Origin of the sequence: Sphingopyxis sp. CCNWLW2 (assembly GCF_037095755.1) — a bacterium.
Classification (GTDB): Bacteria; Pseudomonadota; Alphaproteobacteria; order Sphingomonadales; family Sphingomonadaceae; genus Sphingopyxis.
Window position 1 is genome coordinate 779891 of sequence record NZ_JBAWKJ010000003.1, and the last position, 24599, is coordinate 804489.

23 protein-coding genes and 1 pseudogene are annotated in these 24599 nt (G+C 65.1%); 14 read left to right on the forward strand and 10 right to left on the reverse strand.

All coding sequences use genetic code 11. The features are described from left to right. Positions 1-68: 68 nt before the first annotated feature. Together V8J55_RS21065 and V8J55_RS21070 are read right to left on the reverse strand one after the other, a co-directional pair. Positions 69-977: a FecR family protein gene (locus V8J55_RS21065; protein ID WP_336447519.1), complete on the reverse strand. Its 909-nt coding sequence runs from the start codon at positions 975-977 to the stop codon at positions 69-71. Beyond that, on the reverse strand, positions 974-1558 hold the full coding sequence (locus V8J55_RS21070) for an RNA polymerase sigma factor (RefSeq protein WP_336447520.1): 585 nt from the start codon (positions 1556-1558) through the stop codon (positions 974-976). The genes V8J55_RS21065 and V8J55_RS21070 overlap by 4 nt, the downstream gene beginning before the upstream one ends. Positions 1559-2633: 1075 nt before the next feature. Between V8J55_RS21070 and V8J55_RS21075 the strand changes: the two genes are divergently transcribed. The 3 genes from V8J55_RS21075 (at position 2634) to V8J55_RS21085 (ending at position 6038) form a co-directional block, all read left to right on the forward strand. After that, positions 2634-3665, forward strand: a complete 1032-nt coding sequence (locus V8J55_RS21075) for an ArdC family protein (RefSeq protein ID WP_336447593.1) — start codon at positions 2634-2636, stop codon at positions 3663-3665. Beyond that, a complete protein-coding gene (locus V8J55_RS21080; protein WP_336447521.1) occupies positions 3662-4081 on the forward strand; it encodes a DUF2958 domain-containing protein in 420 nt (139 codons plus the stop codon). Before V8J55_RS21075 ends, V8J55_RS21080 begins: the two co-directional genes overlap by 4 nt. A gap of 85 nt (positions 4082-4166) precedes the next feature. Then, positions 4167-6038, forward strand: coding sequence for a ParB/RepB/Spo0J family partition protein (locus V8J55_RS21085; protein ID WP_336447522.1), 1872 nt, complete (start codon positions 4167-4169; stop codon positions 6036-6038). Between the two features lie 183 nt (positions 6039-6221). Here the strand turns inward: V8J55_RS21085 and V8J55_RS21090 are convergent, their stop codons facing one another. Beyond that, positions 6222-6515, reverse strand: a complete 294-nt coding sequence (locus V8J55_RS21090; protein WP_336447523.1) for a hypothetical protein — start codon at positions 6513-6515, stop codon at positions 6222-6224. A 433-nt stretch (positions 6516-6948) separates the two neighbouring features. On the opposite strand from V8J55_RS21090, the gene V8J55_RS21095 reads away from it, so the two are divergent. The 6 genes from V8J55_RS21095 to rlxS all read left to right on the forward strand — a co-directional run bounded on the left by V8J55_RS21095 (position 6949) and on the right by rlxS (position 11804). Then, positions 6949-7272 carry a DUF736 domain-containing protein gene (locus V8J55_RS21095; RefSeq protein ID WP_336447524.1) on the forward strand — a complete coding sequence of 108 codons (324 nt, stop codon included), beginning with the start codon at positions 6949-6951 and terminating at the stop codon, positions 7270-7272. Positions 7273-7430: 158 nt separating this feature from the next. Continuing rightward, on the forward strand, positions 7431-7700 hold the full coding sequence (locus V8J55_RS21100) for a helix-turn-helix domain-containing protein (protein WP_336447525.1): 270 nt from the start codon (positions 7431-7433) through the stop codon (positions 7698-7700). After that, positions 7693-8265: a S26 family signal peptidase gene (locus V8J55_RS21105; protein ID WP_336447526.1), complete on the forward strand. Its 573-nt coding sequence runs from the start codon at positions 7693-7695 to the stop codon at positions 8263-8265. The genes V8J55_RS21100 and V8J55_RS21105 overlap by 8 nt, the downstream gene beginning before the upstream one ends. After that, positions 8253-8960 (forward strand): lytic transglycosylase domain-containing protein, encoded by a 708-nt coding sequence (locus V8J55_RS21110; RefSeq protein WP_443030841.1) that lies wholly within the window; start codon positions 8253-8255, stop codon positions 8958-8960. The genes V8J55_RS21105 and V8J55_RS21110 overlap by 13 nt, the downstream gene beginning before the upstream one ends. A 240-nt stretch (positions 8961-9200) precedes the next feature. After that, entirely contained in the window at positions 9201-9560 is a 360-nt protein-coding gene (locus V8J55_RS21115) for a hypothetical protein (protein ID WP_336447527.1), read from the forward strand. A gap of 267 nt (positions 9561-9827) precedes the next feature. Continuing rightward, positions 9828-11804, forward strand: a complete 1977-nt coding sequence (gene rlxS / locus V8J55_RS21120; protein ID WP_336447528.1) for a relaxase/mobilization nuclease RlxS — start codon at positions 9828-9830, stop codon at positions 11802-11804. Between the two features lie 302 nt (positions 11805-12106). Here the strand turns inward: rlxS and V8J55_RS21125 are convergent, their stop codons facing one another. Together V8J55_RS21125 and V8J55_RS21130 are read right to left on the reverse strand one after the other, a co-directional pair. Then, positions 12107-13063: an endonuclease/exonuclease/phosphatase family protein gene (locus V8J55_RS21125; protein ID WP_336447529.1), complete on the reverse strand. Its 957-nt coding sequence runs from the start codon at positions 13061-13063 to the stop codon at positions 12107-12109. A gap of 11 nt (positions 13064-13074) precedes the next feature. Then, the gene (locus V8J55_RS21130) at positions 13075-13785 is read right to left on the reverse strand and encodes an alpha-ketoglutarate-dependent dioxygenase AlkB (RefSeq protein WP_336447530.1); all 711 of its coding nucleotides are present in this window, start codon (positions 13783-13785) and stop codon (positions 13075-13077) included. Positions 13786-13864: 79 nt separating this feature from the next. Here V8J55_RS21130 and thiS point away from each other — a divergent pair, with 79 nt between their 5' ends. Then, a complete protein-coding gene (gene thiS, locus V8J55_RS21135) occupies positions 13865-14065 on the forward strand; it encodes a sulfur carrier protein ThiS (protein ID WP_336447531.1) in 201 nt (66 codons plus the stop codon). A 135-nt stretch (positions 14066-14200) separates the two neighbouring features. Further along, positions 14201-14293 (forward strand): annotated as a pseudogene (locus tag V8J55_RS21140) (thiazole synthase); the annotation flags it as partial. Positions 14294-14434: 141 nt separating this feature from the next. Here V8J55_RS21140 and V8J55_RS21145 read toward each other — a convergent pair. Together V8J55_RS21145 and V8J55_RS21150 are read right to left on the reverse strand one after the other, a co-directional pair. Beyond that, on the reverse strand, positions 14435-14932 hold the full coding sequence (locus V8J55_RS21145; protein ID WP_336447532.1) for an asparaginase domain-containing protein: 498 nt from the start codon (positions 14930-14932) through the stop codon (positions 14435-14437). 83 nt (positions 14933-15015) lie between these two features. Beyond that, positions 15016-15384 (reverse strand): RidA family protein, encoded by a 369-nt coding sequence (locus tag V8J55_RS21150; protein WP_336447533.1) that lies wholly within the window; start codon positions 15382-15384, stop codon positions 15016-15018. Positions 15385-15786: 402 nt separating this feature from the next. On the opposite strand from V8J55_RS21150, the gene V8J55_RS21155 reads away from it, so the two are divergent. Beyond that, positions 15787-17010, forward strand: a complete 1224-nt coding sequence (locus V8J55_RS21155; protein ID WP_336447534.1) for an MFS transporter — start codon at positions 15787-15789, stop codon at positions 17008-17010. 81 nt (positions 17011-17091) lie between these two features. On the opposite strand, the gene V8J55_RS21160 is transcribed toward V8J55_RS21155, so the two are convergent. Genes V8J55_RS21160 through V8J55_RS21170 form a run of 3 tightly spaced genes read right to left on the reverse strand, consistent with a single transcriptional unit; the run spans position 17092 to position 19900 of the window. Beyond that, the gene (locus V8J55_RS21160) at positions 17092-18207 is read right to left on the reverse strand and encodes an NAD(P)/FAD-dependent oxidoreductase (protein ID WP_336447535.1); all 1116 of its coding nucleotides are present in this window, start codon (positions 18205-18207) and stop codon (positions 17092-17094) included. Beyond that, complete coding sequence (locus tag V8J55_RS21165; protein WP_336447536.1) at positions 18204-19607, reverse strand: FAD-dependent oxidoreductase; 1404 nt, start codon at positions 19605-19607, stop codon at positions 18204-18206. Before V8J55_RS21165 ends, V8J55_RS21160 begins: the two co-directional genes overlap by 4 nt. Continuing rightward, positions 19604-19900 (reverse strand): (2Fe-2S)-binding protein, encoded by a 297-nt coding sequence (locus tag V8J55_RS21170; RefSeq protein WP_336447537.1) that lies wholly within the window; start codon positions 19898-19900, stop codon positions 19604-19606. The genes V8J55_RS21165 and V8J55_RS21170 overlap by 4 nt, the downstream gene beginning before the upstream one ends. Positions 19901-20106: 206 nt before the next feature. Here V8J55_RS21170 and V8J55_RS21175 point away from each other — a divergent pair, with 206 nt between their 5' ends. Together V8J55_RS21175 and V8J55_RS21180 are read left to right on the forward strand one after the other, a co-directional pair. Further along, on the forward strand, positions 20107-21036 hold the full coding sequence (locus V8J55_RS21175; protein WP_336447538.1) for a LysR substrate-binding domain-containing protein: 930 nt from the start codon (positions 20107-20109) through the stop codon (positions 21034-21036). A gap of 386 nt (positions 21037-21422) precedes the next feature. Continuing rightward, complete coding sequence (locus tag V8J55_RS21180; RefSeq protein ID WP_336447539.1) at positions 21423-24332, forward strand: TonB-dependent receptor domain-containing protein; 2910 nt, start codon at positions 21423-21425, stop codon at positions 24330-24332. The last annotated feature ends 267 nt before the right edge of the window (positions 24333-24599 follow it).

Consider the following 24599-nt stretch of genomic DNA (forward strand, 5'->3'; position numbering starts at 1 on the left):
GCGGCCTCTGGTGGCCGTCTGGGAGCGCAAAACACCGGCGTGGCAGACCCCACCCCCCGGGGGCCGGGCTATTTTTTACTCAGGACGATGTCCCCGGCTTGGTTCTCGGCCTCGAGATCGAGCGCCGCTGCAAGCGTTCGCGCGAGCCGCCGCCTGTCCGACACGTCGAACCGTCCCGTGACCGGAAGCGCCGCGAGCGCGGGGTCGGCGAGGGCGATACGCTGGCCGCTCGCCGCGTTGGCGCGGTCGAGCACGGCACCGAGCGGCAGCTTGTCCACGGCGATCGTGGCCGTCGGCACCGGGTTCGCCATCGCGGGGGTGCGGCGCGGACCCGACGCCGGGACTTCGGCAACCTCGCCCGGGGCCAGCCGGAGCGCCTCGCCCGCAGGGCCGGCGCGGACCTCGACCGCTCCCTTGATGAGCTTGATGCGCGGGACGGCGTCGCGGGCGTCGACCTCGAAGACCGTGCCGATCGCGCGCGTTTCCGAGCGTCCTGCGACGACGATGAAGGGCCGCGCCGCGTCGTGCGCGACGTCGAAGCGCGCCCGCCCGCCGTGGAGGATGACACGGCGTTCGCTATCCGACAGCTGCGGGTTGACCCAGGCGCCGTCCATCAGCGTGACGGTCGTCCCGTCGGCGAGCCGGAGCTGGCCGGGGAGCATCGGGCCTGCGGCGATCTGCGGCTGGTCGCCCCGGCCCTGGAGATACCAGGCGAAGCCGAGTGCAAGTGCGATCGCGGCAACCGTCGCCACGGCCCAGCGCAGGCTGCCGGGCGCACGGGCGTCGCTGCGTGCCTTCGCCTCGATGCGCTGGCGCGACGTGGTGCCGGAATAATCCCAGTCGTCGACGGCGCGGGCATAGGCGTCGGCGTTGCCGGGCTGTGCGCGCCAGCTTTCGAACCGGCCTCTTTCGGCGTCGCTTGGCGTTCCGCGCATCAGGGCGGCCCAGTCGGCCGCCTCGCGCTGCTGCCGCGTCACGGCTGCGTGTCTCGCGCCTTGCGGATCGCGACGAGGGCTTTGGCGATATGCTTTTCCACGCGCTTGGGACTCATCTGTTTGATCTTCGCAATCTCGGCATAGCTCAGATCGTCGAACCTGTGCATCAGGAATACATCCCTTGTGGCGGGGCTGAGCCGCGCGATCGCGTCCTCGACGCGGCGGATCATGTCGCGCGCCTCGAGCGCGGCGTGCGGGTCGGGGCCGGCGATATCCTGCTCCTCATAGCTGTGATGCGCTGTGTGGAGGCGGCGGACGCCGGACCGCGCGCGGTTCTTGAGAATGCTCCGCGCCGCCGCGGCGACATAGGCGGCGGGAGCATCGAGCAGGCCGACGCGGTTGCCGGTCGCCGAAAAGACGCGGCGGAAGGTTTCCTGGACGAGATCGGCGACCTCCTGCGGCGGCACGCTGCGCCGGAAGATGCCCGCGACCTGGTGATGCTGCGCCGCATACAGCGCCTCGGCGCGCGCGGTGGCGCCGAAGCCCGCCCAGTCGTCGGGCGGCAGCGGATCGGCGGCATCGAGGCCGCGCCGTCCGTCCTTCTCGCTGTCGTCATAGTCCATCGCGTCCGCCTTCGAGTAGGCAGCGACGGCGCCGAAAAGCCGGGCGTTGAGAACAGGTACGAGAAACCCGCGCCGCCGCCTTTGGCCCGAGGGCTTGGACATGCGCAGACGGCCACCCGGCGGGATGGCATTCAGGGACATTGACTCTCGAACGGAGTTCTCACGCTCCGGCATCCGGCGCTTCGCTGCCCGATGCCGGACCAGCATAACCGGCTGTGCCGTAAGGGCAAGAGTCTCCCAGGAGACCTGTCCCAATTGGACAGGATTCGGGGGTGGCCGCGGCGCGGAGGGGCGGAGGGATGGCGGAGGATGGGGGGAAGGGAGACGGAGGGGCGGCTCTTGGTTTCGACCGGGTTCGACTGCGGCGAGCAGGGGATTGGATTTACAAAGTAGCTGCTGATGTGCGCGGCCCGAATGGAGCGCGCACTGGCGGCGGCAGGCGCCGCCAGAGGTCGCGCGCCTGCACGGTTGGCCGCGCTGCGCTCTTGGGCTCGCTGATCTTGGCGCGGCGGCGGCTAAGCACAGCTGCGCGCGCACGCCGCCGCGCCTGCGGCTCGCCAAGGGCGCGAGTTGGTTGGCCCTTCGGGCCGGGATCGAGGTCGATTGCATCGAAACGTCGGACCGGGGCCGTTCGGGGCGGTCTGGCGACCGGGCGGATGCGCGGGCGCGTCGTCTGAGTTCCAGCTGAGGACGCCGCGCGGGGCGCGGCGGCGCTTTGGTGAGCCGGCACCTCGGACAGCGGCGCGGGCGGCGCACGGCCTGTGGGACCGCCCGGCGCCCGCGCAAGCCCTTCTTCGTCGAGCTCCTCCGCTTCGCTGCGGCCCTTCGGGTGCGCGCCCGCCTTGCTGGGCGGTCCCGTGACCGTGGATTCGCCGCCCGCCCCGCTGTCCGGGGCCGGCCGCGGCGGATTTTGGTCTGGAGGAGACGCCCCGTGAGTGCATTCCCGCAAGCCTTGGCCCCGGCCGCACCGTCCGAAAACCGCGCGCCCGCACCCGCACCCGCACCCGCGCGCGGCGCGCGGAAGCGGCGCGGTGAGGCTGTATCGCGCAAAGACGACCATGGCGCGGCGCCGCGTGTGTCGCTCTATGACGAAGTCACCACGCAGATCATCGCCGAACTCGAAGAGGGGCGCTTTCCTTGGACGCGCCCTTGGGACGCCGCTGCCTTTGCGCCCGGCCTTCCGCGCAACGCCGTAACGCGCCGCAGCTATTCGGGCATCAATATCCTGATACTCTGGTCCGAGGCGGTGCGGCGCGGGTTCGGCGCCCAAGGCTGGCTCACCTTCCGTCAGGCTAGGCAAGCGGGCGGACAGGTCCGCAAGGGCGAGAAGGGCACGACGATCTTCTACGCCGCGCGCTTCACCCCGAAGGGCGGCGAAGGCGGCGCCGAGGTTGCCAGCGCCCCAGCACCCGAAGGGCTCGGCGGCGCGGGGGAGGGCGATCGCTCGATTCCGTTCCTCAAACGCTTCACCGTGTTCAACGTCGCGCAGGTCGATGGTTTGCCCGAACGCTGCACTGCGCCCGACCCCATTCTCTTGCCCCGCGAAACGATCCCGGTCGCCGAGGCGCTGCTTGCGGCGAGCGGCGCCGATATCCGTATCGGCGGCAATGAGGCTTATTATTCGCCATCGGGCGATTTCGTCGCACTGCCGCCGCAACAGGCGTTCTTTGAGCAGATCGACTATTGTCGCTCCGCGCTCCACGAACTCGGCCACTGGACCGGTCATGGCTCGCGGCTGGACCGCGACCAGACGGGCGGTTTCGGTAGCGCCGCCTATGGCCGCGAGGAACTTTGCGCCGAACTCGCGAGCGCCTTCCTGTGCGCCGCGCTCGGTATCAAGCCGACCGTGCGCCATGCCGACTATCTCGGCGCATGGCTCGCGATCATGCGCGCCGATACGCGCGCGATCTTCAAGGCGGCGAGCCTTGCAAGCAAGGCCGCCGACTATCTGCTCGCCTTTGCGCCCGCATCTGCGGAGCACGGCACGGGAGGCACGCCCGGGTCGGCGGAACGCGATACGGGAGGCGCGCCCGCGTCAGCGGGGGGCGACATGGAGAGAGCGCCCGAAAGCGCGCGCGGCGAGGATGCGGCGGGAGCGGGCCAATGACCCTCATCCCGTCGAGCCTCGTCTTCGCGCTCAACGCCAACGGGATGACGAGCCGCATCCGCGCCGCGCGCGAGGAGCATTTCGACCCATGGCCGGTCGTCAAACTCTATAATCCGCTCGGACCCGCGACATGGCTCGCGACCGAACTCTGCGACGATGGCGACACATTGTTCGGTCTTGCCGACCTCGGTTTCGGCTGCCCCGAACTCGGCGCTTTCTCGCTCGCCGAAATCCGGGCGGTTCGGCTGCCGTTCGGGATGGTTATCGAGCGGGACCTTCATTTCGACCCGATGGGGCCGCTCTCGCTGTGGGCCGACGAGGCGCGGCGGCTCGGCTCGATACCGCGCGCCGAAGCGGCGATGCGCCGCCGGAAATCCGACCAGCTTCTGCCCGATCCAACCGGGGAAGGCAGCTGACGCGGCGGCGCGTTTTCGCCGTCATCGAAGCCGGTCCGCCCAATCGCAAAACCCGACGGACCGGCGCTCACTAGGAGCGAATGCCATGAAACTCGATTTTATCCCGCTCGACAAGCTGTCGATTGATCCCGCGAATATGCGCGCCAAGGGGCGCGACCCCGACGTCGGCGACATATTGCCCAGCATCCGCGAGCGCGGCGTGCTGGTTTCGTTGCTGGTCCGGCCCGGCGCCGAGGACGGCCATTTCAGGATTTCGGCGGGCCGCCGCCGCTTTACCGCCGCGAATATCGTCGTGCGCGAGGGCGGACCAGCGCGCCCCCTGCCGTGCGGCATTCTCGAAGAGGGCGACGACGCCGACGCCATCGAAGTCTCGATGCTCGAAAATCTCGCGCGGGTCGCGCCCGACGAGGTCAGCCAGTGGGAGGCGTTCGTCAAGCTCGCCAAGGCGGGGCGGAGCGAAGCCGAAATCGCGGCGACCTTCGCCTTCGAGCCGCAGGCGGTGAAGCGCATCCTCGCGCTCGGCAATCTCTTGCCGCGCGTCCGCACCCTCTACCGCGCGGGCGATATCGACCAGACGACGGTCAAACAGCTGACCCTCGCCTCGAAGAGCCAGCAGACGGCATGGCTGGCGTTGTGGGACGACGAGGGCGCCTATTGCCCGACGGGCTTCCGCCTGAAAGGCTGGCTGTTCGGCGGCGAGGCGATCAAGGCCGAGCACGCGCTGTTCGACGTCGAGGCGGCGGGGGTCACGGTGATCGCCGACCTGTTCGGCGACGCGGCGCTGTTCGCCGACGTCGATGCCTTCTGGACGCTCCAGATGGCCGAGGTCGAAGCGCGCAAGACCGCCTATCTGGATGAAGGCTGGAGCGATGTCGTCATTCTCGAACGCGGCCAGCATTTCAATCGCTGGCAGCATAGCCACGCGCCCAAGCGCAAGGGCGGGCGCGTCTATGTCGAGGTGCGCGACAGCGGCGAGGTGATCTTCCACGAAGCATGGCTGACCGAGAAGGAAGCGGCGGCGCGCGCGCGCGGCGAGAAGGGCGCGACGCCGGCTCGGGTGGCGCGGCCCGAGGTGACGAGCGCGATGAACAGCTATATCGACCACCACCGCCACGCGGCGGTGCGCGCCGAACTCGCCAAACATGGCGGGGTCGCGCTCCGCGTGCTCGCGGCGCATGTCATCGCGAGCAGCGACCATTATCGCGTCGCTGTCCAATCCTATGTCTGTGCGAAAGACGAGGTGCAGGAGAGCGTCGAGACGTGCGGCGCCGAGGTCCTGTTCGACGAGCGCCGCCGTGCTGTGCTTGCAGTGCTCGGCTTCGATGGCGAGGATTTGACGGTGACCGCGCGCCGCGCCGGTCAGCGCCAGTTCGCGCCGATTTTCGCGCGGTTGCTCGAATTACCCGATCCGGTCGTGCTCGAAATCGTCGCGATCGTCATGGGCGAGACGCTCGCGGCGGGGAGCGAGGCGATCGAGATGATCGGCCAGTATCTTGGCGTCGACATGGCCAAGGTCTGGACCCCCGACGCGGCCTTCTGGGGCCTCATCCGCGACAAGGAAGTGCTCGGCAAGATCGTCGCCGAGGTGGCGGGCGACGACGTCGCCGCCGCCAACGCAGGGCAGCAAGCCAAGGTGTTGAAGACGATTGTCGTCGATCATCTGGACGGCGCTAATGGTCGTTCGAAGGTCGAGGGATGGGTGCCGCGCTGGATGCGCTTCGCGCCGACGCCCTACACCGCGCGCGGCGGAGTGGGGAGCGTCGCGGCGCACGACCGCTTGCTCCATATCATCGCGCGCGCCGCCGAAGCCGAGGCGGCGCGCGACACGGAAGCCGAAGCCGAAGCCGAAGCGGAAGCCAGCGCGGCAGCGGAAGAAGCCGGGGCCGATACCGCGACCGATAGCAGCGAAGCCGGTGACGGCGCGGCAGTGGACGAGGATAGGGCGCTCGCGGCCTGACCAAGAGGGAAGGGCGGCGGCGCACCGCCCTTCCTTTTGCCAGAGCTTTTTGCAGCCCCGAGGCCCGGCGCGCCGCCCCTGGCGGGGCGGCGCGTGTCTTTGCGTTGGTTGTGGTGATGCCGCGCGGCAGGCCTTCGGCGCCGCGCGATGTTTCTTCTACCGGCCGCCAGCGTTGCGGCGCGATCAGGCGAGCAGGCGGCGGAGGAAATAGACGCGGAAAAGGTCGAGCAGCGCCTCGGCCGCCTCATTGTCGTTCGCGTGCGCGGTCACTTCCAACCCGCCGTCGGGAGCTGGCTCATATTCGAACGGATGGAGCCCCGTCAGGCGGAGCGCGGCGGGGTCGAGCCCGTCACGGCGGAGGCTCGCGAGGGCGTCGTCGTCGAGCGACAACCCGATCCAGATCCCCGCGCTGCGCGCCGCGATCATGCCGGGATCGCGGCCCTCTACCGCGATACTGAGCTTCGCCTGTCCGTCCATTTCGATCCCCTGTGCCGCCCGTCATCGGGTCCGGGCGATTGTCCGCAAATCGCGTCGCCGTCCCCCCACGAATCCGGCGCCGCAAGCTCGTTGCCTTGCCTCGAAATCGCGCGGTTGGCCATCCGGTTTCCGGCCTTGCCGTCACGGTTCGCCGCATCGCCGTTCGATCTCCTGTCGCTCCGGCGGGCGCCATTCGGGGCTGGTGGAGGCGGCCTGAAACGGCGCGGCGGCGGCGCAACCGGCGCGCCCGGCTTTTTTCCCCGGCGGCTTCGCCGCCTCCTCGCGACCCGCTTGCAGCGTCCAAAAAAGACCGGGCGCGCCGGTCCTCCGCTCGCGCTTCGGCCCTTCGGGTGCGCCGCCGCCTGATGCCCCGTTCTTCGTGTCCGCCACGCCCCGGGAATGGTCCCGGCGGTGCATTTCAAGGAGACGAACCATGGCAGCAATTGGCTTTGTGAACGGCAACATGTCCGACGGATATCGCGGCCAGCTCAAGACGCTTTCGATCCGCGCCGAGATCGAAATCCGGGCCAACAGGTCCAAGAATGGCGACACTCAGCCCGACTTCCGGGTCTTCTCGGACAATGTCGAAATCGGCGCCGGGTGGGTGCGCGTGGGCGAAGTTTCAGGCAAGGAATATGTCGGCCTCGCGCTCGCCGCACCCGAATTCGGGCCGCGCCGGATCTACGCGAACCTCGGTCGCGCCGCCGGCCAGGACGACGACGATACCTACGCGTTGATCTGGAATCCCGACAACTGACGCTCCCCCACCTCGCCCCCCGCGCCGCTTCCGGCGCGGGGGCTCGTTTTTCGGTGGGTCATTCTTCGAGCCTCTCCGCCCGGCGCACCGAAGAGCATCTCTGGCGCACCAGGCGGCACCGAACGGCACCGCGCACCACCGAGCCGGAGACACGAAGGATGAACGAACAGGATGACGAGATCATAAGGGCGCGGGTGGCCAAACATGGCAGCCCGTTCCTCAACACCGAGCAGGCGGCCGCCTATCTCGGCCTTTGTCCGCGCAAACTCCAATATATGCGCAGCCGCTGCACCGGACCCCGATACCGGCTCCACAGCCGCTTCATTCGCTATCATATCGACGACCTCGTCATCTGGTCGCGCTCGACAGCGCCCGCCGACGAAGCTCCCAAGAGGCGCCCGAACCGGAAGGGGAAGGGCGATGCGTGAGCGTCCCGACCTCCCGCTGATCGCATGGGGCGAAGCCCTTCGTTCCGCGCGTCTCGCGCGCCAGCGCCGCCAGCTTCGCCTCGCTTTCGCGGCGTTCGGCATTGGCGCGCTTGGTCTCACTATCGCCGTGCCGCCGACCCCGCGTCTCGTCTGGAACGTGAGCGCCAGCGCGCCGCGCGGTCTCTATGTCGTGAGCCCCGGCGTGCCGGTCGCGGCGGGCGACATGGTGGTCGCACGCACCCCCGACCCGTGGCGGATGCTCGCTGCAAAGCGCCACTATCTGCCCGCCAATGTGCCGCTGGTGAAGCGCGTCGTCGCCGCGCGCGGCGATGTCGTGTGTGCGCGCGGCCCCGACATTTCGATCAATGATATTCCTGCTGTGACGCGCCGCGCGCGCGACGCCAAGCGGCGCATCCTGCCATGGTGGGAGGGCTGCGCCCGGCTCGGCGGCGGCGATGCCTTCCTGCTCATGGCGAGCGAGGATGCGTCGTTCGACGGGCGCTATTTCGGGGTCACGCGGGGGCGCGATATCCTCGGCAGGGCGCATCTCTTGTGGGCGCGCTGACACGCCGCGCGGCGTTGTTCGCCGTCCTCCTGTCGTTTGCCGCCGGACCCTGTTTTGCGCGCGAAGGGGCGGCTTGGCGTGCCCATGTCACCGACGCCGCCGCGCGCTTCGGACTTCCCGAAGAGTGGGTGCTCCGCGTCATCGCCGCCGAGAGCGGCGGGCGAACCGAGCTCGGGGGCAGGCCGATCACCAGCCATGCGGGCGCGATGGGCCTGATGCAGGTGATGCCCGCGACCTGGGCGAGCCTGCGCGCGCGCTACCGTCTCGGACCCGATCCGCACGACCCGCGCGACAATATCGTCGCGGGCACTGCCTATCTCCGCGATATGTACGACCGATTCGGTTATCCGGGGCTGTTCGCGGCCTATAATGCGGGGCCCGGACGCTATGGCGAGCATCTCGCGCGCGGCCGTCCGCTGCCGCGCGAGACCCGTGACTATGTTGCGAAAATCACCGGGCAGGCGGCATTGCCGCGCGCGACGGCATTGCCTTCGCGCGGCGGTGAAGCGGAGGTGTCGCAGGCCGAAGTCGACCCGATTTTCTTCGCGCGAAGCGTGCGTGAAGGCCCTGCATCGCGCGAGACAACGCCGCAGGCGGGGGCACCGGAAGCCATCAATCATGGGGCGCCCGAACCTGGCGCGGGTCGTACGGACCCGCTCTTCCTGCTGCGCAGCGGCGGCGATGATAAGCGCTAGAACATTGGCCGAGCGCCGGGACGAGAGGGTGGGGCTCGTCTCGGCAAGGCCGAGTATGACGGGCGGCGGCGCGGCTGTGCAAGGCCGGCGGGTGCCCCCCAATTTGCTGCGCAAATCGGTTCCCCCCACCGCCGCTTCGCGGCGCCTGCGCTGCGCTCCGGCGGCCCTGACAGCCGCGCCGCCGCCCGTCCCTGAAACATCGTTCCCGACTTGGGGAACGGTCGATTTCAGGAGGATATCATGGTCGGAGCTGCAATTTCTGGCGCTGCGGATCGCGTGTTCGAACGACTGGTTTCGGGGCTCGAAGCCGAGTTCGGAAGCGCGGCGGCGGAGGGGCTGGCGCGGGTCTTTGTCGAAGCCGAAGGCGGCGATTTCTACTGGGAAGCGCGTGAGAAAATGCGCTGGCTCGGGCTCTGGGAAGGGCTCGACGAGGAGCAGGCGGATGCCCTCGACCGGGTGGCGGTCGCTGGCGTCTTCGACGGGCGCTGCTATGTCGCGGTGTTGCTCGTGGATAGCTGTGACGCGGTGCAGGGCTTGCTCGGGGTGCGGCATTTCGAGAAACGGGCGGCGGCCGACGACGCCTTTGCCAAAGCGCATTGATCGTCATCGGTGGTCGAACGGGAGCGGCGCCTGTGCGGCGCTGCTCCCTTGTTTTTTACTCGTCGCGGGGTGGGGCGGCGGATGGAGGGAAGACGCGGTTTCGGGCAGGAAGCGGGGAAGGCAAGATAAAAGCAGAGTCTCGCAAGGCGAGCCATCTTCTTGTCTGCACATCCTTTTTTACGAGACGCGGCATGCTGCCGCGAGACTCTTGCGCCGAAATCTGCGTGTTTCAGCCGCCTGGCGCGAGATTCAGGCGTGCGCGGCGCGATGAGCGGCGACGAGGAGGATTTCGAGCCGAAGCTCGGAAAGATGCGCGGCGTGCGCGGCAAGAAGGCGCGCAAATATCTCGGCCGTCTGCTCGCTGCGGGCATTGCCGCCGCGGGTGGTGCGCGGGCGGGACGCGGGACCTTCGACGGCAGCCGGATCGGGCGTGGCAGCGCGGCGGGCCGTCTTCTCGCATCGCGCGGATCGTCCGACCGATTTGCGGCGCGGCGCGTGATCGTGAAGACGCGGCTGGTGCGGCTCGGCGGCAAAGGGCTGGAGGCGGCGCGTGCGCATCTCAAATATATCCAGCGCGACGGCGTTACCCGCGAGGGCGATCCCGGTGAATTATACGGGCCCGAAGCGGATGTCGCCGACGGCAAGGCCTTCCTCGCGTCCGCCGCCGGCGATCGGCACCAATTCAGGCTCATCGTGTCGGCCGAAGAGGGCGATCTTTATGCCGACCTGAAACCCTTCGTGCGGCGGTTGATGGCGCAGATGGAGGAGGACCTCGGAACAAGCCTCGACTGGGTCGCGGTCGACCATTTCAACACCGGGCACCCGCACAGCCATATCATGCTGCGCGGCCGCGACGATCGCGGCAAGGATCTGATCATCGCCCGCGACTATATCGCGCATGGCCTCCGCACGCGCGCGAGCGAGATCGCCACGCTCGATCTCGGGCCGAGGACGCAGCTTGAGGTCGAGATACGGATGCGGCGCGATATTGATGCCGAGCGGCTCACCACTGTCGATCGGCAGCTGCTGCGCGACGCCGAGCGCCATCCGCTGGTTACAGCGAAAGACGTCGATCCGGTCATCCAGTCGCTCCGTGCCGGGCGGCTGCAGAAGCTCGGCGCGATGGGGCTCGCCGACGAGCTCGCGCCGGGGCAGTGGCGGCTCGCGGAAGATCTGCGCAAGACGCTGACCGGGCTTGGCGAACGCGGCGATATCATCCGCACGATGCAGCGTGAGCTGACCGCGCGGTCGCGCGCGCCGGCGCCGGGGGATCGTGTCATCCACGATAGCGTTGCGCCGCTCACCGAGCCGCTCGTCGGGCGCCTCGTCGCGCGCGGCCTCGACGACGAACTCGCCGACCGCCATTTCCTCATCGTCGACGGCATCGACGGGCGCAGCCATTATGTGGCGATCGGCAAGGGCGACCGCGCCGGGAGCATGGCCGAAGGGGCGATCATACGGATCGTGCCGGCAGCGGGGGCGATCCGCGAGGTCGACCGCACGGTCGCCGAGGTCGCCGCGGCGAACGACGGGCGCTACGATGCCGCCGCGCACCGGCGGTTCGACGGCCGCGCGAGCCCGGCGTTCGTCGAGACGCATATCCGGCGGCTCGAGGCGATGCGTCGCCTGGGCCTGGTCGAGCGGGCCGCCGACGGCAGCTGGCCGATCGCACCCGATCATGCCGACCGGGCCCGGGCCTATGCCGCGATGCTGGCGCGCGAGCGCCCGGTTACGGTCGAGCTTTTGTCGCCCGTCCCGATCGAGCGGCTCGCGCGCGCCGAAGCGCTGACCTGGCTCGACCGCGAGGCATCGCGCAATGAGGCCCTGCCGATGCGCGACAAGGGATTCGGGCGCGAGGTTCGGACCGCGATGACGACTCGCCAGCAATGGTTGATCGACGAGGAGCTCGCCGACGCGGCGGGCGAGGGGATCGCCTATCGCCGCGGCTCCCTGGCGGCGCTGCAGCGCCGGGAGCTTCTGCGCCTCGCGCGAGGCCTCTCGGCCGAGCTCGGCAAGGCATTCGTCGAGGCCCGCGAAGGCGAGCGGGTCGAGGGCCGGCTTGCGCGGCGGATCGAGGCCGCCGGCGGGCGCTATGCGCTCGTCGAAAAAGCGAAGCAATTTTCGCTGGTTCCGTGGAAGCCGGTGCTCGACCGCCATGTCGGCAAGGAGGTCGGCGGCGTGGTCCGCGAGAGCGGAATCAGCTGGACGATCGGGCGGGGCCGTGGCGGGCCGACGATCAGCTGATCGCGAGCGCCCGTGACCGGTTGCGGAACGCCACGAAAGTTCAGCTTGGCGGCCGCGTCAAATCTCTTGTTTCCGTAACGTCATAGGCTCGCTTATCGGAAGGCATCGGCGCCGTATCGCGCCGATGGGGAGGGGGCTCTCAAAAATAATGTTGCCGGCTGAACAAGCGACCCGTTCGGCCGTACCTTGGCGGCATTGCGTGTGCGAGAGTCCCGGCTCGCAGCCGCAATGCCGTCATTTATCTCGCGCCTTTGCGGGCCGGTCGCCTGGCATCTCGATCTTGCTGCCCCGGCAACGCTGGATCAGTCGGCCAGCGTCACCGAAACCGGGCAATGGTCCGAATGATGTTTTGCGCCTGGCGCATAGGTCGTTTCTTCGAATCCACGCATCGCGGCGGCGGCACGGCGGTCGAGGACGATATGGTCGATGAAACTGTCGTAGCGCGGATCGCAGCGCGGCCGTGTTCCTTCGTCGGCGAGGCGGAGATCGGCGTTGGCCGGCTCGCTGTCGTCGATCTCGCGCCAGACGCCATCGCCGGGCAGCGCGAGGCGCCGGTTCCAGTCGCCCAATATCGCGAAACGGTCGGGGCCATTCGCCGCCGCGTCGATCCAGCTTTCGAGCGCCGGGATCTGCTGCCGCAAGACCGGGCACGCCTTCGCTTCGGCGCCCGAAAAGCATCCCGATTTCAGGTGGACCGAGAGGAGTCTGGTGGGTGCTTGCCCGCGCGGTCGCAGCGTGATGTCGACGCCCGAACGAAGTTGCGGATTGCCGAGCATCAGCGAAGTCAGGTCGGCATGGCGGTCGAAGGCAATGCCCTTGCGGATCGCGAAGCCGACGGCTTGGCGGATGACTTGCTGTTCGGGATGCTTTCCGCCGCAGGTTCCGCTCGGGTTCCCGGGCCGCGTTTCCATCACGATCGTGAAGCGCGCCGGATCGAAAATCCGCGCTGCGGCCTTGGGGTTCTCGGCTTCCTGGAACGCGATGACGTCGGCGTCGAGCGCGTCGACGATCCGGCGCATCGCGGCATAATCTTCGGGCACTCGCGGGGCGCAGCCGACGCCGTCCTTCTCGGCCAGAAATTCTAGGTTCCAGCTCGCGAGCTTGAGCGGCGCGGCGTGCGTCGTGCCGACCGCGGCGGGCCGACCCGGTTGCGGCGCGCAGGCGGCAAGCGAGAGGAGAAGGGTGAGCGGAGCGGCGAGGTGGTGCGACATGCGCGGCTTGTGCCGTCGTTGCGCGTCGACATCAATCGCGGCGCGCACGGCTTGTCGCATTATCGGAGGCTGCGGAAAGTGACCGACCAGCGCGGCGCGTTCATCGCGGCGATACTATGCTCCCAATCGTCGCGAACCTCGCCTTGCATATGGTAGATCGACCGCGGCGCGAGATCCGCGGTCGCACGGTCGAAGCCGCCGCGGCGCCGCCGCCGGAAACGCATCGTCGCGGGCGCCCCCAGCGAGACGCCGATGACATGCTCGAAGACCGGGCGGTCCTTGTGCCAGCCGATACCGGCGCCGGCCCCATATTCGATGACGAGCGCCTGCTCGAGGCTCGCGGCGTCGATGCCGGCGAAAGCAGCAGCACGGGACCGAAGCGGCGCGAGCCAGCCGGGTATCGGCTCGCCCGGCGCGAAGCGGCCGGTCTGGAAATCATAGGTCCAGCCGTAGGAGCGCGTCAGCCTTTTTCCTTCCCACTGCTGGAACTGGAACGGCGTGAGACCGGCGGCTTCGATATGCGCAATCAGTGCTTGCTCTGCGCCGGCATCTATCAGCGTGTCGCGATAGGCGAGGCCGGGGAGGAGCGGCGCGCCGAACAGATCGGCCTGCGCACGCGCGCCGCCCCGTGACGGGTCACAGCGGCAGCGCGCTTCCGCCTGGGCCGGGACAATGTTCAGCATGTCGTGACCGTAAATCTCGGGCTCGCATGTGCCGAGCAGGTTGAGGTTCGGGCCCGAGAGGAGGGAGACGATGGGCTTGGCTGTCACTGCGCGGTCTTCCGATTGCTACGCGATGCACTCTCCTATACGGGCTGCTCGGCAAAGGTACAGCGAGGCAGATTCCGGCGTGATCTCAGTCATTCTCAACGGCGAACCCCGGCAGGTGCGTGAAGGCAGCATCGCCGACCTGGTCGCCTCGCTGGGGCTCGATGCGAAAAAGGTCGCGGTCGAGCGCAACCGCGAGATCGTGCCACGCTCCACGCTTGGCGATGTCGCGCTCGCCGAGGGAGATGCGCTGGAAATAGTCCATTTTGTGGGGGGCGGTTGAGTCGTCGGCGGACCAATGGAACGTTGCCGGACCGAGATTCCCCTCACGCCAATGTAAGGATTTCGAACAGAATGCCGCGACGGTCGCGACGTCGGCGAGCGTGGCACGATCGCGCGGTTGCGGTGCGCGGCGTCCATGTCCGATCCGGGCGCGCCGCTATTGAGCGATTTCATCGACCCGGAGAAGATCACCTATCGCCTGAACACGGCGGGTTGCTTCAACACCGACGATGCGATCCGCGCGCTGCGGCGCGCGCACGAGGCGGGGAGCTTGGACATCGTCAAGCTCGGCGACGCCCTGGACTTGTTCGTCTCTCGCTTACGGGCGCTTTGCGAATATGGCATCTCTGATCCCGCCAAAGCGGTTTCGTCAGATATTCACAAATGCGCCGAGCTCGCGGTCCTTTCGCACGTGATTTGCACGAAAAACTGTTCCGTTCATGGTAATATAGACGCCGCACGGAGCGATCTGGGCTGTTGCGAAGGCCATGCCGAGATTGAACACGGCATCGCTTTCCGCGAAGCGCGCGGGAGTTAGTGCACCGACCAGCACGATTGTTTTTCCCGGGACGTCGGCCAGCGCGTTCGCCGTTTCTGTCATGGTATCAGTCCCATGAGTGATAATCAGGCGGTCGACCTCCGAATTTGCGATCCTGTGTCGAATAAGCTCGCGATCCTGATCACACAGGTCGAGGCTGTCTTTCCGGAAGATCTCGGAAACCTCGAATGGGAGAGATACCTTGGCCGACCTCAGAAAATCGGCAACCTTGCTCTCGCCAACCTGATATTTGCTGAGCTCGTCGAAATAGCTTTTGTCTATCGTTCCGCCGGTTGTGAAAATCTGTATCCGGGTGTCGTTCATCAACATCTCTCCCGACAATGGTGCGGTATCGCTCTTCTTTGTTAAATGACGGGCGTCGGTCAGCCGCTGTGCTCGGGCGACAAGGCGAACTATCGGTCAGATGCCGTCGCGGCCGAGACTATGATTTCCACGAGCACGTCGGGCGCGCCCATCTCGCATTGCGCGGTCGCGCGTGTGGGACTGGCATTTGGTGCAACCCACGCGTCCCAGACCTCGTTCATCGCGGCGAAATCACGTTCGATATTCTTGAGCCAGATTTGCGCGGTGAGTAGCCGACTGCGGTCGGTTCCCGCCTCGGCCAGCAGCGCATCGATGCGCTCCAGCGCCTGGACAGTCTGTCCACGTACATCCTGACTACGGTCGTCTTTGGCGGTCATGCCCGCCAGATAGACAACGCCATTATGGATCACGGCCAGGCTTGCGCGTTGCGCACTCCTCAAGCGGGCAATTTCGTTCATGTCCGGCTCCCTTCGGATGGTCAGAATGTGCGTCTCGTTGACACGCTATGGCGGGATGCGTGTCCCCACCATCAACTCCGCCGAGCCGCTACCGCTCATCGGGGCCGACGATCAACATACGATCTGGGATCGACATATTCTCAACAGTTATACGCGAGCGGGGAGCCCGGAGGCTCTGAACGGACATCGAATTTGTTCCATAACCTTTTAGAATAGAGTCCTCTATAATGCCCAATGGACGACTATCCGGTGCGTTGATACCTTTGCCAGGCCGACCAAGACCTGATCGCGCGGGGCGAATGCAAATGCGTGAAGGAGGTTCAGGCGGCAGCCCTGCCTGCGCAGTCTTGAGGAACCAGAACAATGAACGGACCAAGTCGATGGAAGGCACGGTACAGCGTCATGCTCGTATTGATTGTCTCGTTCCTGGTATCCTCCATAGACAAGGTGGCCATAGCGGTCGCGCTCCCCTACATCGCGCATGACATGGGCTTCAGCTCGATGGCGATGGGGTCGGTCCTGAGCGCTTTCTTCCTGAGCTATTCGCTTTCGCAGATTCCGGGCGGGTTGCTCGCCGATCGATTTGGCGCGCGCAAGGTCGCGACGATCGGCATGGTCTGGTGGTCGGCCTTTACGGGACTGTCAGGCGCCGTGACGAACCTCGCTCAACTGGTGAGCGCCAGATTCGTCTTTGGTCTGGGCGAGGGCGTGTTTCCCGCCTGTGCATTTAAAACGATCGCGAACTGGTTTCCCCGGCGCGAGCGGGCAACGGCCAACTCGATCATGTTCGCTGCCAATTTTTTAGGCATGGCATTGGCGCCGCTCCTGGTGGTTGCGATCATTTCCCTGTCGAGCTGGCGCCACGTCTTCTTCGCACTGCTGATCCCGGGCTTGGTGGCTGCAGTCCTGTTCTGGCGTTTCATTCCGAACCACCCAAGGGAAAAGCGGGGGATCGCCGAGACTGAAATCCGCGAGATCGCGGGAGAAGATGCGGACAAGCCCGAACAGAAGGCAGACCCCCTCAGGAAGGTCCTGCTCGATCCGTTGGTGATCAAATATTTTCTGATCATCTTCACCTTCGACCTGACCTATTGGGGGTTCACTTCGTGGCTGCCGACATATCTCGTCAAGGCGAGGGGGCTTTCGATGATGGAAATGGGAATCTACGCCTCGCTTCCGGCTTTTGCGGGTACATTCGGATGCGTCATCGCCGGCTGGATGTCGGATCGCTTCTTCAGCCGCATGCGCCGCACACCGATCATTCTCGCCGAACTCCTCGCCGCGGTCTTTCTCTATCTGACCTTTACGGTCACCTCGACGGGGGCGCTTATGCTCTTTCAAACGCTCGCCGGCTTTTTCATGATGTCCTTCTTCGGGGTGTTCTGGGCGCTGCCAATGCATACCGTCTTGCCGCGCAACATGGGCGTGACCGGCAGTTTCATCAACATGGCCGGGCAATTCGCTGCTGTTATCGCTCCTTTGATCATCGGCGTCCTCGTGACCGTCTCAAATGGAGGTTTCGGGACGACCTTTGCCTTCCTTATCGGGGCACTGCTTGTCTCATGCGGACTGGTGCTCACACTTCCAGGTAAATGGGAAAAGCCGGAGCAGCCGGCGCTAGCCTGACCCGCTTCTCGCTCGTCCGATTGGCAAGGCACGGCAGCCAGGCCCCACCTGCGCGTGGTAGCGGCGGCTCGAGGCTGCGGCTCAGTTGAAGCGCTTTATGCTCATTTTTTCGATGGGGGTGGACGTCGAACCGGTCGCTATCAATTCAGCCATCACTTCGCCGACGCCAGGCCCCAGTTGAAACCCGTGTCCCGAGAAGCCGCAGGCATAGAATGCGTTTTCGGCCGTGGAAGAACGCCCGAGGATCGGAAGATCGTCGGGCGTGAACCCTTCGAGTCCGGACCAGGATCGAACGATCGTGGCTTGCGCCATGATCGGAAAAATCGCCAGCGCGGCGGCGGCGGAAAGCCGGAGATGCTCGAAGCGGATCTCGGAGACATTGGTATCCGGATCGGGCGTTCCACGACGCCCGCCACCGATAACGACGGTCCCATTCGCCATCTGCTTGAACGACAAGGGGCGGCCGACAGGGCCGCCGACCACGGCATTGCAAAAGTGCGGGAGGCGGGCGGTGACGAGCATCATGGGAGCAACCGCCTCGATAGGCGCATTCTCACCCAATTGACGCGCCAGCTTTCCTGCCCAGGCGCCTGTACAGTTCAGCAGGTAGCGCCCGGTGAAGGTTTCGCCGCCGCGACAGCTTATCTGCCAGTCCGCGCCTTGCCGCCGCACAGCCTCGACTGCAAGCCCCTCATGAAAGCACGCACCCAGCGCACGGGCCTTGCGCTGAAACGCGAAGGTCGTCTGGTAGGGCAGGGCGAAGCCATCGTCCAGGCTTGCCAAAGCGCCGATCAGATGCGGTGAGACCGCCGGGACGAGGGCGCGCAGCTGGGTCTGATCCAGAACTACCTCATGATCATAGCCCATGGAATTGAGGTCAGCGACGCGCGCGCGCATCTCATCGAGTTGCGCTTCGGTTTCGGCTACCTTGATCTGTGGTGCGCGCTGGAAGCCGCAGTCGTCGTCGAGGAGAGTCTCTATCCTGTTCCAGATCTCCATCGAGCGCTGCGAGAGCGCGAGCTCCGCATAGTCCCTGTTCATTCGCCGGACGCCGCCGGCATTCACTCCGGAGGCATGTCGCGCGACCGTGTCTTTCTCGATGACAATGACCGAAAGGCCACGCATTCGTGCGTGAAGGGCCGTGGAGCAAGCCTGAATGCCTCCGCCGACGATAACCAGATCTGCAGTACGGCTCATCCTCTCGCCCCGCCTTCTATGGTGTCGCGATCGCTTTTCTCGCCGCTGAAAGCTGCCAGCTGTCCGAGCTGTAGAGGCTTCAGGGGTGGACGGATGCGATAATAATCGACCAGCGATGGCGTTTCGCCCTTGCTGGCGGCAATAATCTCGGTTGTCGTCAGTCCGCACATGCGCCCTTGGCACGGTCCCATGCCCGGCCGGATGAACGATTTTACCTGATTGGGCCCCGGTGCGCCGAGATCGATCGCCGCGCGGATTTGGCCAGCCGTCAGCTCCTCGCAGCGGCAAACCACCGTGTCGTCCGCGGGAGCCAGAATCTGGGACGACGGCGCGTACAGCGTTTCGAGAAAGGGTCTGATCGTCGCCTCGCGCCGTAGCTCCCCCCGGATCGCGGCCGGATCCGAGGCGATGGACTTTCCGGCCTTTTCGGCAATCCGCAGACCGGCTAACCGCCCCTGGAGTTCCGCAGCCAACGCGCCGCCGATGCCGCCGCCGTCCCCGGCAACATAGATTCCGGGAACGCTCGTTTCACCATAGCTATCGAGAACCGGTGCAAAGCAGCGCTGGCGTTCGTTCCATATATGCTGGCAACGCAATAACCGGGTTATTTGCTGGTTAGGCACCACACCCTGATGGAGGGCAACCAACTCAACCGGCAGTTCGTGATGACCGCCGCCGGACTCAAAACATAGTGTTTCGGCGCGCTCATTGCCGCGGATCGAAATCGATGTCGCATCCCGATAGACTGGCAGCCCCGCCCGCCGGACCGTCCGCATCATCTGGAGCCCCTTGCGCAGATACCCGATTGCGGCGCCGTTGAGCGCCAATTTCGCGAGAGCCGCGATGTAGCGTGAACGCGGTACCGTCTCGACAATGGCCCGCGGTTGCATATCGGCGGCGATCATCTGGGCAGCGAACAACCAGAGCAGCGGCCCCGAGCCGACCAGAACGGCATTATCGGGCACCCGCCCGTTCGCTTTGAGCATGATCTGGCATGCACCGACGGTGACAACGCCGGGCAGCGTCCAGCCCGGCAGCGGCGTCGATCGTTCTATGGCGCCGGTGGCGACGATCAGCGCACCCGCCGAGAAGCTCGTAAGAATACCGGCCTTCGAATAGAATATCTCCAGGTCGGGATTTACATTCACGACCGTCGCGCCGGAAAGATACACCGCGCCGCTGGATCGGAATTCCGCTGCGAGGTCGCGGCCGCGGGCGTAATCCTTGCCAAGGATTTCGAGGCGCAACGCATCCGCCGCCTCGACTGCGCGATATATCTGGCCGCCCGGCTCGGGCTGCTCGTCAAGAACGATGGTCGAAAGCCCCGCGCGGGCGCTTTCAATCGCGGCAGCCATGCCGGCGGGCCCCGCGCCGACGATCGCAACGTCATACTGGTTCATGCCGGCGCATCCGGTCCGGCCGGCTGACTGCGGACGACCATGCCCTGCCTGACTTGCAGCATGCACGCCTGGGAGTTGAAAGCGCCGTCCACCTCGACCAGACACTCGAAACACGCCCCCATCATGCAGAAGGGCCCGCGCGCGACGCCGGAGATCGGCGATTTGCGGACGGAAATTTCCCCTGCTGCGAGGAGAGCGGACGCGACGCTGTCGGTCGCCGTCGCGCGGACTGGCTTGCCGTTGAAAGTGAAGGTAATATTCTCTCCGGACGAACCTTGTATTTGTTTTAACATCGCGTTTCCCTGGGGCCTGGACTCGAATTTTCGGCAGTGTTTGCTCCGCCTGGCTTGACGGATCGGGAGCGCCACGCCGTCATTCGCGACCCGACGTGCCGATCATGGAAGGGGAGGGCTATGGGCTTGCAAGCGGCAGCAGTATTCGCCCATATCATATTCGTCCAAGTCGAAATTTTGCGTCGAACATTCTGTCAGGATATACTATGCCGCGGCACATCAACCTTCGTCAGATCGAGGCCTTCAAGGCACTTATCGAAAGTGGCACCGTCAGCCGCGGTGCATTGCTGTTGAACATCTCACAGCCGGCCATGAGCAAGCTGATCGCCCATCTGGAGTTCGATACCCAGCTGAAGTTGTTTGATCGCGTGAAGGGACGGCTCGCCCCGACCGAGCATGCAATGCGCCTCTATGACGAGATCGGGCGCGTTTTTGCCGGTGTTCGGCAGGTGGAAAGCGCCGTCGAGGCCATACGCCGGGAAGAGCAGGGGCGCATTGCGATCGGCGTTCTCCCCGCGCTGGCAGGCTCCTTCGTTCAGCGCGTCACCACGGCGCTCCTGCAGGAACACGGCAATATATTCTGCTCTATCGAGTCGCTGGGATCGCCCTGGATCGTCGAGCGGCTCATATCGCGAAAACTCGATATCGGCTTGGTGAGCAACGCGATCGACAACCCCTATGTCGCCCGCGAGCCGCTGATGGAGCATGCGCTGGTCTGCATCATGACCCCGGACCACCCCCTCGCTGCGAAAGCGGTGATCCGGCCGGGAGACCTTCACGGCGAGCCTTTTATCTCGTTCCATCCGGAGACCGACATCGCAGCCCTTGTCGATACTATGTTCGATGAGCACGAAGTGCGTCCGAATTCACACGTGGTGGCCAACGTGACACCGACAGTATGTGAGCTCGTGGCAGCCGGGCTCGGCGTATCGATCGTTCATCCGCTGTCGTTGAGTGGTTTCGAACATCGCCTCGTGGCGAGGCGTTTCGCGCCGACGATACCGTATCACTTTCAACTTTGCCGCAGCACGGACAGCCGGAATGCGCGCCTCGTCGAAGCCTTCGTCCAGCAGGCGCGGGCAATAGCTCTTCAGATTTCGAACACGATGCTGGGAGGCCCGCTTCCCGATCCATGACCGGTCCGGGCCCGGTCTCCTCGCGTAGCTTTCAATAGCGTCCACGCTCGATCAATCGAGAGCGCCGGCCCACGCCACTCCAAAATGACCGGCCGCGATCTCTCCGAACCGACTCCGAAGTTCCTCCGTCCCTCATCGCCGGGACGTGCGTCGACGGCTTCGCAATCGACGCCTGTGGTGAAACGCGGGAATCGAATGGCGTCGCATGTGGAATTTTACGGCCGGCCTTGGCTTGGCCCGGCGCTGCAACCTCCGCGCATTCTGCACCCTGCTCAAATAGTATAACTCTGAAGAATAGACAGGCCGATTTTCCGACTTTGACAGAATTAGGTCATCGCTCTCATTCTGGGCCCCTCAAGGCAGAAAACGTCAGAGGAGGGGTTAAGATGGCCAAGACCAGCATTCGCGCGATCCGTTTGGGCAGGACGCGTTTCTTCAGCCTGAGCGTAAGCGCATTCGCTCTTCTTGCTATTCCGGCCGCAGCCTTCGCTCAGGAGGCCGACGCTTCGGACGCCCCGGCCCCGGTAGCGGCGCAGGATGACAGTCCGGTATCCCAGGAGCCGCCCGCCGCGAGCACGTCCGATGTCTCGGAAATTACCGTTACCGGCACGCGCGTGATACGCGACGGATATGAAGCGCCGACGCCGACGACGGTTCTTGGCGCCGAGGAGATCAACAAGAAGGCACCTGCCAACCTTGCTGATTTCGTCAACCAGCTTCCGTCACTCTCCGGCAGTGTGAACCCGCGGTCTTACTCGGCGGCGATCAGCCTTGGATCGGCTGGTATCAACGCCCTCAATCTTCGGGCGCTTGGTTCCAATCGTACGCTCGTCCTTCTCGACGGTCGCCGCGTCGCCGCGTCGACCGCGAGCGGGCTGGTCGACATCAACACCATTCCGCAGGCGCTGGTAAAGCGGGTCGATGTCGTCACCGGCGGCGCGTCGGCGGACTGGGGTTCGGATGCCGTCGCCGGCGTTGTGAACTTCGTGCTCGACAAGGATTTTACGGGCATCAAGGGAACGATCCAGGGAGGCGTCACCACTTATGGCGACGACCGCAACTACAATGTCTCGCTTGCCGCCGGCACCCGATTTGCGGACGGCCGGGGCCACATCATGGTGAGCGCGGAAATCGCGCATAACGAAGGTATCGCGGGCAATGGCGAGCGCGACTGGTACAATGGCGCAAAAATCTTTGCCAATCCGAACTACACGGCGACCAACGGCCAACCGCAGTTACTGGCGCTGCCGAACGTCGGCTTCACGACGGCGACGCCCGGCGGCATTATTACGAGCGGACTGCTCGCAGGAACCTACTTCGGACCGGGTGGCACGCCAACGCGGCTGAACTATGGTTCGATCGTTAGCGGCAACTTCATGGCGGGCGGCGACTGGCGCTATGCCGATTTCGGCGAGTCCGGTGATCTCGACCCGCGGCTCAGCCGGCAAAGCATATTTGGCGCGGCAAGTTTCCAGGCAACCGACCATCTCGAAGTGTATCTTGAAGGTTCGTACAGCCGCGCCACGTCGCGCGCGGCATCGACCGATCAATTCAATTTCGGCAGCTACACGATCCAGCCGGACAATGCCTTCATCCCGGCAAGTATCGCCTCCCAGAATGCGTCGTCGTTCAGACTCGGCACGTTGCACTCGGATCTCGGTCCAATCATTGCGAGGACCAAAAGATCGTCGCTTCGCCTCGTTGCAGGCGCAAAGGGCGATTTCGAGGCGTTGGGCACCGATTGGAAATGGGATGTCTCGGGCCAGAAGTCGGTCACTCACGCCGATGCCAGCACCCGGATCACCGTCACGGCGAACCTCCTCAACGCGATCGATTCGGTCCGTTCGCCGACGGGGGCGATCGTCTGCCGGTCGGCGCTGACGAACCCGAGCAACGGATGCGTGCCCTACAATGTGTTCGGAACCGGCGTGAACAGCCAGGCCGCTGTCGACTATGTTCTCGGCAATGCATTTCTCAACAGCAAGCTGACCCAGGATGTGTACGCCGCGACCTTGCATGGCGATCCGTTCTCGACCTGGGCGGGCCCGGTATCCTTGGCGTTGGGCGTCGAGCATCGCCGCGAAGCGATCTCTGGACGCGTCGATGCGCTGGATGCCGCTTCGCTCGCGACCTCCGTGGCGAACAATGCAGCGCGGATTCCACCATATTTCGCCGGAAACTATCTGCCTACATTCGGTTCATATCATGTGACCGAAGGCTTTGTTGAAGTGGTCGTGCCGCTTGCAAAAGCGCTCGATTTCAACGGTGCCGTCCGTGCAACGGACTACAGCACGTCGGGCTATGTGACGACCTGGAAAGCTGGTCTGACCTACAAGCCCGTGGACGATGTCACGTTTCGTATCACTCGTTCGCGGGATATTCGCGCGCCAAATCTTTCGGAACTTTATCAGGCGGCGGGCGCCGCCGCCGCCGCGGTCAATGATCCGTTTCGCGGCAACGCGCTTGTGCAAACCTTCCAGGTGACTTCGGGCAATCCCAATCTGAAACCCGAGCGGGCGGACACGCTCGGCCTGGGGGTCGTTGTCGAACCGAGGTTCATTCCGGGCTTTGCCTTGTCAGTAGATTATTACAACATCGATATCAAAGACGCGATCTCGACGGTTAATGCGGCCGCAGTCGTGGACCAGTGCTTCGAAGGGAACACCGCGTTTTGTTCCCAGATCACCCGCAATGATGCAGGCGTTATCGCTTCGATCGGCGTGGTGCCGGTCAATGTCGCCAAGCAGATTTCCCGTGGCATCGACTTTGAAGCCAGCTACCGCCGCCCGCTTTTCGACGGTTCCTTGACCCTGCGTTTCCTCGGCACGCGTTTCCTCAAGAGCTATTCGAACGACGGCATTACCGCTGCAACCGATCTCGTGGGCACGAATGGCACCAGCGGAAGCCTTCGAACGTCACTTCCGAAGTTTCGCTACACGGCAACCATCGGTTACGATCGTGATCCCTTCTCGGTCTTGCTGACCGCACGCGGGTTCAGTGCGGGCAAGATCAATACATCCTATATCGAGTGCACGTCGAGCTGTCCGGCTTCGACAGTCGCTCACCCGACGATCAACGACAATCATATGCCCGGCGCGATCTATTTCGATGCCAGTATGTCGGTCGATATCTCCAACCAGCTCGAAGCCTTTCTTGCGGTCGATAACATCGCGAACAAGGATCCCTATCAAATGCCATACGGCCCCACGATCGGGGCGAACCCCATCAGCGTCAATCCCGTCCTGTATGATGTATTGGGGCGTACCTTTCGAATGGGCGTCCGATTCAAATTATGATCTTCGTTCGTTGGCGCGGTCCGGGTTGTTTCCAGCCGGAACGAAACGTCCGGTGCTTTATCGGCAGGGCCAGTCCCGGCCGATAAAGCACATTGGCCTGGCGATTTCGGCCGGCGGTTTCATTAATCCGGGAGCTCCCCGGATTCTACCGGATGCGCGCAGATATCGATCCTATGCTCAAAATCGCCTGTCGGCACATCGCCGGTTGGACTGGATACCTATAAGTCTCTGACTAGCCGGGGGTCGACCCACGACGTCGGCGCCTTT

What these genes read in the sequence shown, in the direction of transcription:
- V8J55_RS21070 (WP_336447520.1), bottom strand. Translation starts at nt 1,558, where the DNA reads ATGGACTATGACGACAGCGAGAAGGACGGACGGCGCGGCCTCGATGCC.
- V8J55_RS21080 (WP_336447521.1), top strand. Translation starts at nt 3,662, where the DNA reads ATGACCCTCATCCCGTCGAGCCTCGTCTTCGCGCTCAACGCCAACGGG.
- V8J55_RS21085 (WP_336447522.1), top strand. Translation starts at nt 4,167, where the DNA reads ATGAAACTCGATTTTATCCCGCTCGACAAGCTGTCGATTGATCCCGCG.
- V8J55_RS21090 (WP_336447523.1), bottom strand. Translation starts at nt 6,515, where the DNA reads ATGGACGGACAGGCGAAGCTCAGTATCGCGGTAGAGGGCCGCGATCCC.
- V8J55_RS21095 (WP_336447524.1), top strand. Translation starts at nt 6,949, where the DNA reads ATGGCAGCAATTGGCTTTGTGAACGGCAACATGTCCGACGGATATCGC.
- V8J55_RS21100 (WP_336447525.1), top strand. Translation starts at nt 7,431, where the DNA reads ATGAACGAACAGGATGACGAGATCATAAGGGCGCGGGTGGCCAAACAT.
- V8J55_RS21105 (WP_336447526.1), top strand. Translation starts at nt 7,693, where the DNA reads ATGCGTGAGCGTCCCGACCTCCCGCTGATCGCATGGGGCGAAGCCCTT.
- V8J55_RS21115 (WP_336447527.1), top strand. Translation starts at nt 9,201, where the DNA reads ATGGTCGGAGCTGCAATTTCTGGCGCTGCGGATCGCGTGTTCGAACGA.
- rlxS (WP_336447528.1), top strand. Translation starts at nt 9,828, where the DNA reads ATGAGCGGCGACGAGGAGGATTTCGAGCCGAAGCTCGGAAAGATGCGC.
- V8J55_RS21145 (WP_336447532.1), bottom strand. Translation starts at nt 14,932, where the DNA reads ATGTTGATGAACGACACCCGGATACAGATTTTCACAACCGGCGGAACG.
- V8J55_RS21150 (WP_336447533.1), bottom strand. Translation starts at nt 15,384, where the DNA reads ATGAACGAAATTGCCCGCTTGAGGAGTGCGCAACGCGCAAGCCTGGCC.
- V8J55_RS21155 (WP_336447534.1), top strand. Translation starts at nt 15,787, where the DNA reads ATGCTCGTATTGATTGTCTCGTTCCTGGTATCCTCCATAGACAAGGTG.
- V8J55_RS21160 (WP_336447535.1), bottom strand. Translation starts at nt 18,207, where the DNA reads ATGAGCCGTACTGCAGATCTGGTTATCGTCGGCGGAGGCATTCAGGCT.
- V8J55_RS21165 (WP_336447536.1), bottom strand. Translation starts at nt 19,607, where the DNA reads ATGAACCAGTATGACGTTGCGATCGTCGGCGCGGGGCCCGCCGGCATG.
- V8J55_RS21170 (WP_336447537.1), bottom strand. Translation starts at nt 19,900, where the DNA reads ATGTTAAAACAAATACAAGGTTCGTCCGGAGAGAATATTACCTTCACT.
- V8J55_RS21175 (WP_336447538.1), top strand. Translation starts at nt 20,107, where the DNA reads ATGCCGCGGCACATCAACCTTCGTCAGATCGAGGCCTTCAAGGCACTT.
- V8J55_RS21180 (WP_336447539.1), top strand. Translation starts at nt 21,423, where the DNA reads ATGGCCAAGACCAGCATTCGCGCGATCCGTTTGGGCAGGACGCGTTTC.